The organism is Winogradskyella arenosi (assembly GCF_003337305.1).
Classification (GTDB): domain Bacteria; phylum Bacteroidota; class Bacteroidia; order Flavobacteriales; family Flavobacteriaceae; genus Winogradskyella; species Winogradskyella arenosi.
Map to the genome: position 1 here is coordinate 66,553 of NZ_QPJO01000004.1, position 14,019 is coordinate 80,571.

General features: G+C 37.6%; 14 protein-coding genes. 2 read left to right on the top strand and 12 right to left on the bottom strand.

Annotated features, from left to right (window positions below; genetic code table 11):
• Window positions 1–146 precede the first annotated feature (146 nt).
• The 3 genes from DFQ08_RS11820 to DFQ08_RS11830 form a co-directional block, all read right to left on the bottom strand.
• A complete protein-coding gene (locus DFQ08_RS11820) occupies window positions 147–668 on the bottom strand; it encodes a 5' nucleotidase, NT5C type (RefSeq protein ID WP_114310239.1) in 522 nt (173 codons plus the stop codon).
• 117 nt (window positions 669–785) lie between these two features.
• A complete protein-coding gene (locus DFQ08_RS11825; RefSeq protein WP_114310498.1) occupies window positions 786–1,076 on the bottom strand; it encodes a hypothetical protein in 291 nt (96 codons plus the stop codon).
• 96 nt (window positions 1,077–1,172) lie between these two features.
• Window positions 1,173–3,344 (bottom strand): FUSC family membrane protein, encoded by a 2,172-nt coding sequence (locus DFQ08_RS11830; protein WP_114310240.1) that lies wholly within the window; start codon window positions 3,342–3,344, stop codon window positions 1,173–1,175.
• Window positions 3,345–3,591: 247 nt separating this feature from the next.
• On the opposite strand from DFQ08_RS11830, the gene DFQ08_RS11835 reads away from it, so the two are divergent.
• Together DFQ08_RS11835 and DFQ08_RS11840 are read left to right on the top strand one after the other, a co-directional pair.
• Complete coding sequence (locus DFQ08_RS11835; protein WP_114310499.1) at window positions 3,592–4,848, top strand: DUF2130 domain-containing protein; 1,257 nt, start codon at window positions 3,592–3,594, stop codon at window positions 4,846–4,848.
• 106 nt (window positions 4,849–4,954) lie between these two features.
• Window positions 4,955–6,049, top strand: coding sequence for an alkene reductase (locus DFQ08_RS11840; RefSeq protein ID WP_114310241.1), 1,095 nt, complete (start codon window positions 4,955–4,957; stop codon window positions 6,047–6,049).
• Window positions 6,050–6,169: 120 nt separating this feature from the next.
• Here the strand turns inward: DFQ08_RS11840 and DFQ08_RS11845 are convergent, their stop codons facing one another.
• From DFQ08_RS11845 to DFQ08_RS11885, 9 genes are all read right to left on the bottom strand, one after another.
• Window positions 6,170–7,090: a glutaminase gene (locus DFQ08_RS11845; RefSeq protein ID WP_114310242.1), complete on the bottom strand. Its 921-nt coding sequence runs from the start codon at window positions 7,088–7,090 to the stop codon at window positions 6,170–6,172.
• A 120-nt stretch (window positions 7,091–7,210) separates the two neighbouring features.
• Window positions 7,211–8,110 (bottom strand): EamA family transporter, encoded by a 900-nt coding sequence (locus tag DFQ08_RS11850; RefSeq protein WP_114310243.1) that lies wholly within the window; start codon window positions 8,108–8,110, stop codon window positions 7,211–7,213.
• 62 nt (window positions 8,111–8,172) lie between these two features.
• Entirely contained in the window at window positions 8,173–8,820 is a 648-nt protein-coding gene (locus DFQ08_RS11855; protein WP_114310244.1) for a thiamine phosphate synthase, read from the bottom strand.
• 238 nt (window positions 8,821–9,058) lie between these two features.
• Entirely contained in the window at window positions 9,059–9,865 is an 807-nt protein-coding gene (locus DFQ08_RS11860; RefSeq protein ID WP_181858407.1) for a type 1 glutamine amidotransferase domain-containing protein, read from the bottom strand.
• 8 nt (window positions 9,866–9,873) lie between these two features.
• Window positions 9,874–11,034, bottom strand: a complete 1,161-nt coding sequence (locus DFQ08_RS11865) for an iron-containing alcohol dehydrogenase (RefSeq protein WP_114310245.1) — start codon at window positions 11,032–11,034, stop codon at window positions 9,874–9,876.
• A gap of 57 nt (window positions 11,035–11,091) precedes the next feature.
• On the bottom strand, window positions 11,092–12,090 hold the full coding sequence (locus tag DFQ08_RS11870) for an NADP-dependent oxidoreductase (RefSeq protein WP_114310246.1): 999 nt from the start codon (window positions 12,088–12,090) through the stop codon (window positions 11,092–11,094).
• Between the two features lie 19 nt (window positions 12,091–12,109).
• Window positions 12,110–12,742, bottom strand: a complete 633-nt coding sequence (locus DFQ08_RS11875) for an NAD(P)H-dependent oxidoreductase (protein WP_114310501.1) — start codon at window positions 12,740–12,742, stop codon at window positions 12,110–12,112.
• 19 nt (window positions 12,743–12,761) lie between these two features.
• Window positions 12,762–13,430, bottom strand: coding sequence for an NAD(P)H-binding protein (locus DFQ08_RS11880; protein WP_114310502.1), 669 nt, complete (start codon window positions 13,428–13,430; stop codon window positions 12,762–12,764).
• Between the two features lies 1 nt (window position 13,431).
• On the bottom strand, window positions 13,432–14,016 hold the full coding sequence (locus tag DFQ08_RS11885; RefSeq protein ID WP_114310503.1) for a TetR/AcrR family transcriptional regulator: 585 nt from the start codon (window positions 14,014–14,016) through the stop codon (window positions 13,432–13,434).
• Window positions 14,017–14,019 lie beyond the last annotated feature (3 nt).

A 14,019-nucleotide genomic window follows, 5' to 3' on the forward strand; every position in this document is an offset into this window, starting at 1 on the left:
GCCCATTAAATTATTCTCGTAGTAGACCGTATACCTTAATCATTTTCATAAAAAAAGCCATGACCACTTACGCAAGGCAAGTTTCCATAGCTATTTGTACTTTTTTATTTTAGGCTAACGAAACGTCAGGCGTCTCTTATTAACGATTAGAGTAAACGTTCCGCAATTTCTAACCAAGTTGAGACGCGGGTATAACCGGTGTCATTGACGTTATGAGGCGAATTAAACAATAGCGTATCGCCGTCAAAGTTTTCAAGATTATAAGTTCTATCATCAATAAGCAAATCGCCTTTAAGAATAAACTTATGACCACACATAATTTGATGCTGCCATGTAATAAAAGGCATGTGTTCTGCTAACCACTCACTCTTTTCCTCTAAGGAATTCGGAAATTGGGTTGCCGCAGTAGCAATATACACCTCATGCTTTGCATAAAGGGCTTCCATAACCTGAATAGCGTCTTTAATAGGCTTTAAATCTCTAAAAAACCCAGGCTGATGTGCATGCTTCAAAATACTTTTTTGATGCATTTCTGGGACGTTTTGCCACATTTCGCCTTCCGTGATTTGAGAGACACATAATTCTTGTTGGTGTTCTAGATTATACATTTCAATGTGCTTGCCATAGGTGTCGGCCAAGACATCATCCATGTCTACAAATATTGTCATAGGTTTCAATTTTGTACTAAGGTCTTAATATTGCAAGGAATACGCAAATAACACTTAGGCATTTCACCTTAATTTAACAGCCCTGAATAAGAACCGACTTGCGCATAATCTTCTTTATTACTTATCCTTATTGTCAATATCTAATTCTAGGTTTTCATTGTGGTCACTACCGAGACTGTGGTGTCTGTTCTCCTCATCAGAGTGGCGATCATTTGTTAATGGTCTTGCATTTCTACCCCCTGGAATATCGAGATTATTAGCAGCAAAATCTGGCTCGTTTTCACGTTTTTTAAGAATTTCATCATCGCCATTGTCTTGCCTTAAATTTCCAGATTTGTCCCCTAAAAGGCGTTCATCTTCTTTTGTAATATCTGAATTATAACTGGTTTTGTTTTTATCGTCTTTCATAATCATTTTGTTTTTATGTATCTCAAAATTAACACGATTACCAAAGGTGCTTTAACGGAAAAACACAAAATATTAATGCGTTTGAAAGCGCTTATTTTAAGCCTGATCCTTAAAAACCGTCTTCAAATCGTCATCATCCGCAAAGTGAAAGCGTTTTGCTTCCTTTAAGATGCGCTGGGTCACTTCTGTAATATTGAACAGCAAACTATAATCTAAACGCTCTGATATCTCCTTTTTAGTGTGAAGCATACGTCTTATTTCTGCTAAATCTTCTTCAATAGACTTCATTTCTTTGATGTCTTTAACCGTTAACCATTTATTGGCTTGGTCTAAGGTTTTTAAAATATAATTTTCAATAATCACTACATTGATAGATTGCTTGGTATTGTGATCTTTATGCACCCCTAAGGCCGACAAATAAGACAATAGTGCATGATTGAGGTAGGTTAGACGGAAGGCTGTAGCTTTTAATTTTTGATGTTTTTTAGGGTCTAATTGCATATTTTGCCACACCATTACCAAAGCATTATCTGCTCTATGGGCTTTTCTTCTTGCTATTCGATACTCCAAATCATCTGGATGCGGTGACTTACAAGCCTTTAAGATCGCTTTTAAATATGCGGAGTTATTCAAAATAACCAAACTTAACAACTCAGGAAGCTTTTTATATTGCCAATTAGGCCATAAAAAACGGATGACAATAAATGCAATTAAAGCGCCATACACCGTATCTATAAGTCGGGGAGCCATAACATCAACCCCTTTCCCTGCGATGATATTAAACGCACAAAGCACAAAGAAAGTAATGAAAATAACACTTATAGAATACTGTCGTTTTAACCAGAAAAAGAACAGATAAGTCGATAAAATCATTAAAGCAATTTGGCCTGAAAAGGTCACTAATTGTATGACAAGAATACCGCTAACCACCCCAATGAGCGTTCCAAAAATACGTTGCAATAAAAACTTTCGGGTTTCACTATAACTCGGTTGCAATACAAGGAGCACGGTTAAAATGACCCATTCACCTTTTTCAATTTCAAAAAAGCGATAGGTACAATATGCGATAACAAAAGCCAAACTTAACTGTAAGGCATAGCGCATTTTAGGGTGACTTATATGCAGCTGAGATTTAAACCGTTCAAAATAACTACGAGGGTCTTTTTCTAGTCTAGGAAGCATCACCAACTCGTAATTATCCTCAATATTTTTGAAAGCTAAATGCGAAGCTTTTAAATTTCTTATTAATAAACTAATCGGTAAAGAGGGTTGAACTTCATTATTCTTAATCGTGTTGGCAACGGCAGTGGTTACCCAATCTAAAGCCGTAGGATGCTTGTAGGTTTTCCCGGTGAGCAAGCTGTGTCCAAATCGATGCGACGCGGTAGACAAGCCTCGTAATAATTGTCGGATGCCACCAATCACATCTTTATTAGAGGGATCCGTACTTAACAAATCGTAGCGTTCATGGCTTGAGGTGGCCCGTTCGTGCAAACTTTGCAACACCATAAAATAATACATATACGGTTTTAGAACGTTTTGGTCGGGCAAGGATTCGCCATAGCTATTTAAAACCTCCTTACAACGGTCTAAAGCCACCACCGTTTTCACATTTAACAAGGATAAACTAGCTCTGATATCTTTCTGTTCTGAAGCCGTACTCGGAAAGAGTTTTGATTTTTCTTCAAAATATAACGACAAGGCCAAAAAGCCTCTTGCCAATTGTTCTTCTAGAAGACTGTAGGGCTTGAGGCGCAATTGTAGGTAAGACACCAAACCGTAAATCACAGCACCGGAAGTTAACAGAATAGGCTGCATATACCAATCAGGACTAATTTGCGTACCAATCATGGTATAAATACCGATTAACAACCCACCAAAACTAACGCCTCTAAAACGCTCACTTATTCCACCAATGAGAATTAATAAAATGGTCGATAAGCCTAGTCCAACGCCTAAAATAATAGGGTAGGGCTGTAAGAGCTCTACTGAAACACTAGCAATAAGAAAACATATAATTTTCAAGGCCATTGATTTTAGGCGGCCTTTGGGATGATCATCCGTTTCTGATAAGGCACCAGCTAATGCCCCTAAACCTAAAGTTACCGCATAAAAAGGATAACCCAAACCCAAGGTAACAATAAGCAACACTCCAATAACTAAGGTTGCTTTTGCCGAGAGTAAACGGTTAGGATTGCGAAGAAATTTGGTTTTATAAGTCGCCAACCAAGGAAGCTGTTTAAAACGTAAATTTTGTAGCTTCTTCATATCATTTAGGCATCTGCATTGGTTCGTCTTGTAAAATTAAGGAATCGGCTTTAAATGACCCATAAGAATACGGTTTAATTATCCTTTATCCATTCCGTAAAAGAGAACAAAAAAGTTCCTGCAGACTGCTTAAACAAAATCCTTTAAACCAAAATAAATTCCTTTTTATTAAAATTTGAATCTAGTGGGTATTTTCATTTTTGGAAATAGTAAATTTGGACCTCGCATAAATTGAAACCGCATGACCATGAAAAACGAAACACAAGTAAAATGTCCTAACTGTGGGACATCTATAGATGTTCAAGATATATTGTCGCACCAACTTGAAGAAGAGATCAAGCAGAAATACCAATCTGAAATTGCCAGAACCAAAAAGCAATACAGCGTAGAGCAAGAGAAGTTAAAGCAAGAAAAATTAAATTTTGAACAGAAAAAAAAGCGTGAAAACGAGTTGTTTCAAGAGCGTTTAGCTCAGCAATTAAAGGCCGATAAAAAAGAGATTGAACACAAGCTGAAACAGAAGCTTAAAGATGAACAATTAGAGCAGTTTGAAGCCCTTCAGAAAGAATTAAATGAGAAATCTGCCCAGGTTAGAGAGCTTAACCGATCTAAAGCGGAAATTGAAAAATTAAAGCGTGAAAAAGGAGAGCTGAAAGAAGCGGCTGAAGCAGAAGCTCAAAAGCGTTTAAACGACATTCTTCTTGCAGAACGCGAGAAAATAAAAAAGCTTGAAGAAGATAAAAACGAATTGCGTTTTAAGGAAATGCAAAAACAGTTAGAAGACCAGAAAAAGCTTACTGAAGAAATGAAACGCAAGCAAGAACAAGGCTCCATGCAATTGCAAGGTGAAGTTCAAGAATTAGCGATAGAGGAGTGGTTGGCTACTAAATTTCCTTTAGATACCATTGAAGAAATCAAAAAAGGGGCTCGTGGTGGCGATTGTCTTCAAGTGGTCCATACCCGAACTGAACAAAACTGCGGAACCATTTATTACGAAAGTAAGCGAACTAAGGATTTTCAGCCTAGTTGGATTGAAAAATTCAAAGCCGATATTAGAGATCGTGGGGCCAATGTTGGGGTTTTAGTAACTGAAGTGATGCCTTCAGACATGGACCGAATGGGATTAAAAGACGGCATTTGGATCTGTAATTATGAAGAGTTTAAAGGTCTTTGTACCGTATTGCGTGAAGGTATTTTACAAGTTAATAATGCTTTGGTGACGCAAGAAAACAAAGGCGACAAAATGGACTTGCTCTACGATTACCTTACTAGCAGTACTTTCCGAATGTCTATTGAAGCCATTGTAGAAGGTTTTACACAAATGAAATCGGACTTAGATAGCGAAAAACGTTCTATGCAGCGTATTTGGAAGCAACGTGAAAAACAAATTGAAAAAGTAGTGATCAATACCATCGATATGTATGGTTCTGTAAAAGGTATTGCCGGAAATGCCATTCAATCTGTAAAAGCCTTAGAACTTCCTGAAGGCGATTTGGAGGATTAAACGATATGAATTCAAAAAAGTTAAATCTATCCTAATTGACCTATGTCAATGCATAGGCGCTACGAAATTCGTAACTTTAGGTCATTGAATTTTTAAAAAAAAGCAGATGAATACACAACACTTACTTACTCCATATCATAAAAATATCACTTTGAAAAATCGCGTTGTAATGGCGCCGATGACGCGGAGTCGTGCAGACAACAAAGCTAAAGTTCCGACTAATGATTTACACGGTTTATATTACGAACAGCGTGCTTCAGCCGGCCTTATTATTACGGAAGGTTCTCAGGTTTCTAAAGAAGCTGTTGGTTATATTAACACCCCAGGAATTCATTCAGAAGCCCAAGTGGAAGGTTGGAAATCGGTCACCAAACGTGTGCATGATAAAGGCGGAAAAATCTTTATTCAGTTATGGCATGTGGGGCGCATTTCTCATCCTGATTTTCATGATGGCGAACTCCCTGTTTCGGCCTCTGCAATAAACCCGAAGGCACAGTCGTACACCCCATCTGGATTTAAGGAAACCGTAACACCAAAAGAAATGACCATAGAAGACATAAAGCGTACGGTAAAAGATTTTCAACAAGCCGCGGCCAATGCCGTTGAAGCGGGCTTTGATGGTGTAGAAATTCACTCTTCAAACGGTTATTTATTTCAACAATTTTTCAATAATTGTTCTAACCAAAGAACGGACGATTATGGGGGAAGCATTGAAAACAAAACAAGATTCTTTTTTGAAGTTTTAGAGGCTTTAAAAGAGGTGATTCCGCAAGAAAAGATTGGAGTTCGTTTTAACCCTTCAGCACACGGTCTTTTTGGTATTACTGTAGATGAAGAAACCATTCCGACGTTTGAATATATCATTAAAAAACTGAACGATTATAATCTTGCTTATGTGCATTTATCAGAACCCTTTACGGATGTATCAGATGTTCCGTTTGCCGTAACCGATATCGCGAAGCACTTTCGTCCTTTATACAACGGAACGCTTATGATTAATGCCGGATTTGACCAGAATAAAGGAAATAAGATTATCGCCGATGGTGATGCCGATCTTGTGGCCTACGGAAAACTTTATATTTCCAATCCCGATTTAGTTGAACGTTTTGAACAAGGTTTAGAACTTTCAGAATGGGATGAAGACACCTTTTACACCACAGGAGAAAAAGGCTATACGGATTACCCTGCGGCTTCAAAATAAAGCTGTTTTACAACCTACAAAGCATGATTTCGTCCTTAGATGAAATCATGCTTTTTTTATGCCTTTTAATTTGTTATTTTACAGTATACCAATAGCTTTGTTTCAGTAGTAATTTAAGGTTTAAAAAATACTCATTTCAGAATGTGTCGTTACCTTTTCTAAGAGCTCCATACCTTTATACGAGTTGCCGTGCTTGTTTAATTTAGGACTCCAAACGACCATAGCATAATTTTTTGGGTAAAGCGCCACAATGCCGCCACCAACACCACTTTTACCTGGTAAACCCACCCTAAAGGCAAACTCTCCAGATTCATCATAAAATCCACAAGTGAGCATCAGTGCATTAATCCGCTTGCATTTATTCTTGGTGATAATTTTGGTGCCATCTGAAATTTTACAACCTTCATTAGCCAAAAAACCAAAGGTTCTAGACACCTCTTGGCAGGTCATTTCTAGGGAACACATATCAAAATAAAAGTCAAGTACTTCTTCGGGTTCATTAGTGATGTTTCCAAAGGATTTAATAAAATTACAAAGCGCCACATTCCGATAGCCCGTTCTCTTTTCTGAATCTGCAATTTTATCTGAATAATTAAGCTCTGGCAAATCGCTCAACTCTCGTACAAATTCTAAGAATTCTACTTTAGTATCTTTAAGATGCGTCATTAAAATATCGCAAATAACAATGGCTCCTGAATTGATAAAAGGATTTCTAGGAATGCCCCTATAACTTTCTAAGAGCAGCAGCGAATCGAATTTTGTCCCTGAGGGCTCCACATCGACACGTTCCCATAAGGGTTCACCAACAATTTTATAAGCCAAGGTTAAGGATAAAACTTTCGCTATACTCTGAATAGAAAACTTATGTAAATCGTGCCCAATTCCAAAATGATTCCCGTCTATACAGGTCATATGCACTCCTAATTTTGAAGGATCTACATTTGCCAATTCAGGAATATAGGTGGCCAGTTCACCAGCGTCAGGAAGGGCTTTTACTTCCTCAAAAGCATTTTTTATAATACGGCTATAACTTGTGTTCATCATTCTTAAAATTCATTATAACCTTTAAAATAAATTATAATTCTGAGACCACACAATAATACCCGCTTTGATTTTAAAAACTAAAACCTGCCGTAAGACTCTAATTTTAGAATCGGCACTCTAAGAGTATAATATTAAGCCTACACCAATCATAATCCCTAAAAGTGGCACCAACTTTTTACGTTTGTTTTGCTCTTTAAAGACCAAACCACCTACAACCACCGCGATTAGAATTTGGCTTCGTTTTATGGCAGACAATAGCATAATTAGGGCGTCAGAGTCTTGAAGCGCTTTAAAATAAAAATAATCTGCCGCTTGTAATAACACCCCAACTGCAATGATGGACCAACGAAAGGTAAAGGCACGCCGTTTTTCGGCATAAGGAAACCAAGTTACGGTAAGAATAACTAGTAAAATAAGTATGGTATAAAAGCAAAACCAGAATTGTAAGGTTTGTGGATTTAGACTTAGATTCTGAATTAAAAACTTATCGTACAAGCCACTAGAAGCTCCTAAAAACGTGGCGCCTATAATGGCAAAAATCCACTTATTTCGTTTGAAATTGATGCCTTCTTTTTTTCCAATTTTAGAATATAAGATGACTGAAAATATAATGAGGAAAAAACCAATCCATTGCAAGACATTTGGGCGCTCTTGATAAATTAATATCGCACCAATAAAGGTAAAAAAGGGACCAGCTGACCGAATAGGCGTAACAATGGTTATGGGTAAGTGTTTAAGTGCTTGATAAGCTAGAATCCATGAACTGGTCATTATAGCCGATTTTATAAAAATAAAACCATGTGTAGACCAAGGGAGTTTCTGAAAATTATAGCCGTTAGCAATAGCATATTCAGGATAGTATAAGGACAAGAGACAGAAGCTTGCAATAAACAAAAAACCACTAGAAACCGTTCCTAATAACACAGGAAACACTTCATTTCCTTGTACGGCATGCTTCTTACAAAGATTGTGTAACCCTAAAAAAAGTGCCGCTAATAAGCCTAAATACATCCACATGGCGCGAATATAATATTTAGCACCTAATTGCTTCCCGTAAGGCCTTTGTTTTTTGCACTATTTTATTCGAAGGTATGCCGCTGTTCTGCAATCACCGAGGCTTTAAGGAGGTGATGAAACGTTTTTATAGTATCAAAATTTTGAGTAATCTCCTCTGAAACAGCCACTCCAGATACACCGGTTTCTAAAATGTCTTTAACTGCAGTAGTCTTAATACCTCCAAAACCAATAACAGGTATTGGCGTCTGTAAAACTTCCATAATTGCGGCGTAACCTTTAATTCCTAAAGACGGCTTAGAAAGAGTCTCTGAACCTTCAACCTTATAAGGTCCTAAAAATATATAATCGACTTCTTTTTGTACTAAAGCTTCACAGTCTTGGAGGGTATAAGCTGTAGCTCCTATAATTTGCCAGGTATACAATTCGGTCCTTAAACCTGTAGGGCAGCGGTCCGCATTTTCAATATGAACCCCATCGGCTTTTACAGCTTTAGCGACCTCATAAGCATCACTAATAATTAATCGGGTTTGAAAGTGACTTGTAATCCCTCGAGCCGATTGCGCAAGTTCTAAATGTTCAGCTTCGGGAAACGTTGCTAGCGATAGCTGTACCCATTCCGCACCAGACGTGCAGGCACTTTGAATATTTTGTAACATAATTTCTGCTGTTGCTCCTTCAGAAATATAATGTAGTTTAGAAACGTTTCTCATTGTTCTCCTTATTTTTTAACTCCGATGTGCAAAAATACAAAGGTTTCTATAGTCACTGTCTGCTTTTGCTTTCAAACTTAAAAAGATGTTCTGTTATAGTGTATCGCGCTTCAATTTCGCCTTAAAAACAGTAAACACTTTAGTTGTTGAATAAAAAAAAGCTTGCAAACACAAGGTTTACAAGCTTCTTAAAGTGCGCTTCATCTAGAATTGTACTCTAGTTCAATCGCTTCTTTATTTATTTAATGGCCTCTAACAACTTCTCAGCAACGAGCTCTGAAGAGGCTGGATTTTGACCTGTAATAAGGTGACCATCTTGTAAGGCGTATGGTGCCCAATTCTCTTTATTAGAATACATAGCTCCGTTTTCTATGAGCATATCTTCTAAAAGAAATGGTACCACTTCCGTTAAGCCTACAGCAGCTTCTTCTTTATTAGAGAAGCCTGTTACTTTTTTACCTTTAACCAAAGCCGTTCCGTCTTCATTTTTAACATCCTTTAAAACTGCAGGTGCATGACATACGAAGGCGATAGGCTTTTCTTGACGATTAAATTTTTCGATTAAAGCAACCGAATCCGTATCATTACTTAAATCCCATAATGGTCCGTGACCACCAGGATAGAATACAGCATCAAAATCATCAGCATTCATCTCTGATAAGACTTTAGTATGCGCTATTTTTTGTTGTGCGTCTTCATCTTTATCATAACGTTCTGTTGCAGAAGTGGCCGCATCTGGACTGTCACTACTTGGGTCTATTGGTGCTGCGCCTCCTTTAGGGGTGGCTATAGTAATATCTACACCTTTATCTAACAAGGTGTAATATGGGCTTGCAAATTCTTCAACCCAAAATCCTGTTTTCTTTCCCGTATCTCCTAATTGATCGTGAGAGGTTAATACAAATAATACTTTCATGTTTTTATCTTTTTTAGGTTCTATGTTTTCTTCTGAATCTTTTTCAGAAATAACTTCCTTTTTCACTTCTTGACAACTCGAAGCTGTAATGATAGTCAGTGTTAAGGCTAGTGTTTTAATAAAATTCATTCTTAAAATTAATAGGTCATTTTTACAATCTTCTCAACGCGGTCTGGCGATAAGGTTTGGTGCTCACCTAGGCCCATCCACTTGCGCGCCTTAAAACGTTTTGCGATTTCTTCAGCTGTCCCTTCGTAATCTTCGGTGTAATCCGATAACTTGGTAGCAATACCTAATTGATGGAAGAAGGCCTCTGTTTTATCAATAGCGGCGTAAGCTTTATCGTCAATACTTCCTTCTGTAATATTCCAAACGCGCTCTGCATATTGCGCTAATTTTTCTTTCTTCGTATCGAAATTGTATTTGTAATGACTCGGTGCAATCACAGCTAAGGTTCTAGCATGATCTATACCAAATAAGGCCGTTAATTCATGTCCCATAGCGTGCACAGCCCAATCCGTTGGCACTCCTTTTTGGATCAATCCGTTTAAAGCCATTGTACAGCTCCACATAAAATTAGATGCCGCTTTATAATCCGTAGGATCGGCTAAAACTTTTGGTGCCACTTCAATTAAGGTTTGCAAAATGCTTTCTGCAAAACGATCTTGAAGTAAGGCTCCGATTGGGTAGGTCATATACTGCTCCAAAACGTGAGTAAACGCATCGGTAATACCGTTAGCTAACTGACGTTCCGGTATAGAAATAATCACTTGTGGATCTAAAATTGAAAACTTCGGAAATAACCCAGGCCCGCCCATGGCTAATTTTTCCTTAGTTTCCGCTCTTGTAATCACAGAACCCGAGTTCATCTCAGACCCTGTAGCTGGTAAGGTTAAAACGGTACCAAATGGCATTCCTTTTTCAGTACGAATGTTTTGCGTTAAAATATCCCACGGCGTATCTCCTTCATATAAGGCTGCCGCTGATAAAAACTTAGTACCATCGATAACAGAACCGCCTCCAACAGCAAGTAAATACGTGATATCTTCGTCTTTAATGACTTGTAAGGCTTCCATTAATTTAGCATATTCCGGATTTGCAGGAATTCCGCCAAACTCTATGACCTTTACTTTTGATAATGCGGTTTTAACCTGATCGTAAATTCCATTTTTCTTAATGCTACCACCACCGTAAAGCAGTAATACTTTAGCATCCTGAGGAATTTCATTTTCTAACTTTTCTATAGTGTCCTTTCCAAAAATAATTTTGGTAGGATTTTGATATTCAAAATTGTTCATCTTTTTTCTTTTTAAATAATTAATAATAGGGGATTGCGATAAGCTGTGGCTTCAGAATTAAATCTTAACCACCATTTTACCTTTGTTTTTCCCATCAAATAAATCGATAAAGGCTTGTGGTATATTGTCAAAACCTTCAACAATAGTTTCAGAATAGGTCAGCTTATCTTCACTTAACCAACCTGATAAAGCTTTCACGGCTTCTGGGAATTTGGCGGCATAGTTAGAAACAATAAACCCTTGCATTAAGGCGCTGTTCTTCACTAAAAATGGTTGTACACTTAAACTTTTAGGAACTTCAGTACTATTGTATACCGAAATTGCCCCACAAATAATAATTCTAGCAAATTGGTTGATATTCACTAAAACCGCATCTGATATTGGTCCACCAACGTTATCAAAATAAATATCTACACCATTTGGAGCGGCTTTAGCAATAGCTGCTTGCATGTTTTCCGTAGTGTTGTAATTGATCCCTTCATCAAAACCGAATTTCGATTTTAAAAGCTCTACTTTTTCATCTGTACCGGCAATACCAATAACTCTCAAACCTAGAATTTTTCCTATTTGTCCCACTACAGATCCTACAGCACCTGCTGCTCCAGAGACAACTAGGGTTTCACCTTCTTTCGGTTTCCCGATCTCTGTAAGTCCACAATAGGCCGTTAATCCGGTCATTCCTAAAATACCTAAATAAGCACTTAATGGCGCCCTTGAAGAATCTACTTTGGTAAGGCCCTCACCATTTGAAACTTGTTGGGTTTGCCAATTAAGCATTCCTGAAACATAATCTCCTTCCGAAAAATTATCGTTTTTAGAAGCTACAACTTTAGCAATAACGCCCGAGTGCACAGGTTCATCTAATTTAAAAGGCGGTACATACGATTTAGCATCGCTCATACGACCTCTTAAATAAGGGTCTACAGAGACGTAAGCTGCTTTTAGTAAAATTTCTCCGTCTTTGATTGTTAATTCAGAATCTTGTTCTACAAATTCAAAATTTGAAGTTGAAGGTTTTCCTTCTGGTCTATTTTTTAATATGATTGTTTTTGTCATTGTGTTTAATTTTTTTTAATTAATCCATTACCGTTACTAAATCTTCCATAGGTTTTCTCACCTTTACGAGATTTACTAACCAGTCTTCATTTGTTTCTCTATAGCCTATTGGCATTAAAACGGCACTACGTAATCCTTTTTCTCTTAGTCCTAAAATTTTATCGACTGCAGTAGGGTCGAAGCCCTCTATAGGTGTCGCATCTACACCTTCAAAAGCTGCAGCGGTTAAGGCCTGAGAAAAGGCGATATAGGCTTGTTTTGCCGCGTGATTAAAATTCTCTTCAGCATCTTTCTGCGGATAAGAGTTTAATAACATTTGGCGGTAATTTTCCCAACCTTCGTTTTTAAAGCCACGAATATCATTGGTTAAATCGAACATATAATTAATACGGTCTTCTGTGTAAGTATCCCAAGCTGCGAAAACGAGGAGATGAGAACAGTCCGTAATTACAGATTGGTTCCATGCTACCGGTTTTATTTGCTCTAAAAGTTCTTGATTTTTAACCACTATAATCTCAAAAGGCTGCAGTCCACTTGACGTTGGGGCCAAACGTGCGGCTTCCAATATATTCTGAAGTTTTTCTTCAGGTACCGTTTCACCATTCATTGCTTTTGCTGCGTAACGCCAGTTTAATTTATCTAATAATTCCATAGTTAATTTATTTCTTTTTTTAGTTGTGTTTGTGTATTGCGTTAATTTCATCTGATCTAATAATAACGTTCTTCGCCATACTTGAGTTCGACATATAAATCATAGCATTGGCAATGGCTTCGGCCTCAACAATGCGATATTTTTTAAGAGGCCCTATTAATAGAGGACTGATCAGTTTAAAAAGAGATAGTCCAAATTTTTCTAAAGCTCTTGCTTCCTTTCGGTCGCCGCCAATAAGTGAGGGCCTTAATATAAATGTGTGGTCTAAATTTTGTGCTAAAACGGCAGCTTCCATTTCGCCCTTAACTTTGTTATAAAAAATAGCACTGTTCGCATTGGCGCCCATAGCCGACACTACAGCGTAGCTACCGATACCATTTTCTTTCGCTAATTTAGCTGCAGACACAGGAATCCCGAAATCAATCTTTTTATACAGATCTTTGTTTGGAGTTTTCGATTTGGTAGTCCCAATACAACAGTAAACCTCATCGCCTGTAAAATCCGAACGAAACTGCTCAAGATTCAATAGGTCACCAATATATTGTTCTACCTTAGGCGATGTCACAGACGTGACGTTAGACCTAGAAAATAGCTTAATAGTCGCATAACGCGGGTCTTTAATTAACTGTTGAAGAAGTTGAGATCCTGTTAATCCTGTAGCTCCTAATATTATCGCGGTTTTTCCCATGTTATGCATTCATTTTTATACTATCCCAAGCCGCTCGATACGCCTCTTCTATATGTGATTCATCCATCTGAAAAGTACCACGTTTCTGATTTATCATTAAAAAGGATAGGGGATTGATAGCATAAGCGTAGAGAATAAAGTCAGAAAGCGGTTTAATAATGCCTTCTTTTTTACCTCGTTGCCATAAATCTACTAAGGGCTGAAGATGTCTAATACCTTCCATACGGCTAGGTTCATCTATCATAGGTGTGTTATCACATTGCGCTAAAAACATAGCGTGTTCGCACTCTTTCAATTTAAAATCCGCGATACGTTTCCAGATATATTCAAAACCAGCTTCCACACTCATAGACTCATCATAATTTTCAAAAGCATAATTGGTATATTCTGCTTTAACTTCTATATAGGTTTGGTTAACGAGATCTTGCTTGTTTTCAAAATATAGATAAATTGTAGCTGGCGACACCTTAGCCATTTTGGCTATTTTACTCATAGGCGTCGCATGGAAACCATTGTTGTTCACCAACTCAATAGTCGCCTGCACTAGTGCGTTACGTTTATCAATACTTTTTTGAAGTTTTGCCATGTC

Bases quoted from the DNA above. Each gene is read 5' to 3' on its own strand.
- DFQ08_RS11875 (WP_114310501.1), bottom strand. From the start codon at position 12,742: ATGGAATTATTAGATAAATTAAACTGGCGTTACGCAGCAAAAGCAATG.
- DFQ08_RS11870 (WP_114310246.1), bottom strand. From the start codon at position 12,090: ATGACAAAAACAATCATATTAAAAAATAGACCAGAAGGAAAACCTTCA.
- DFQ08_RS11830 (WP_114310240.1), bottom strand. From the start codon at position 3,344: ATGAAGAAGCTACAAAATTTACGTTTTAAACAGCTTCCTTGGTTGGCG.
- DFQ08_RS11840 (WP_114310241.1), top strand. From the start codon at position 4,955: ATGAATACACAACACTTACTTACTCCATATCATAAAAATATCACTTTG.
- DFQ08_RS11865 (WP_114310245.1), bottom strand. From the start codon at position 11,034: ATGAACAATTTTGAATATCAAAATCCTACCAAAATTATTTTTGGAAAG.
- DFQ08_RS11880 (WP_114310502.1), bottom strand. From the start codon at position 13,430: ATGGGAAAAACCGCGATAATATTAGGAGCTACAGGATTAACAGGATCT.
- DFQ08_RS11825 (WP_114310498.1), bottom strand. From the start codon at position 1,076: ATGAAAGACGATAAAAACAAAACCAGTTATAATTCAGATATTACAAAA.
- DFQ08_RS11820 (WP_114310239.1), bottom strand. From the start codon at position 668: ATGACAATATTTGTAGACATGGATGATGTCTTGGCCGACACCTATGGC.
- DFQ08_RS11845 (WP_114310242.1), bottom strand. From the start codon at position 7,090: ATGAACACAAGTTATAGCCGTATTATAAAAAATGCTTTTGAGGAAGTA.
- DFQ08_RS11885 (WP_114310503.1), bottom strand. From the start codon at position 14,016: ATGGCAAAACTTCAAAAAAGTATTGATAAACGTAACGCACTAGTGCAG.
- DFQ08_RS11835 (WP_114310499.1), top strand. From the start codon at position 3,592: ATGAAAAACGAAACACAAGTAAAATGTCCTAACTGTGGGACATCTATA.
- DFQ08_RS11850 (WP_114310243.1), bottom strand. From the start codon at position 8,110: ATGTGGATGTATTTAGGCTTATTAGCGGCACTTTTTTTAGGGTTACAC.
- DFQ08_RS11855 (WP_114310244.1), bottom strand. From the start codon at position 8,820: ATGAGAAACGTTTCTAAACTACATTATATTTCTGAAGGAGCAACAGCA.
- DFQ08_RS11860 (WP_181858407.1), bottom strand. From the start codon at position 9,865: ATGAATTTTATTAAAACACTAGCCTTAACACTGACTATCATTACAGCT.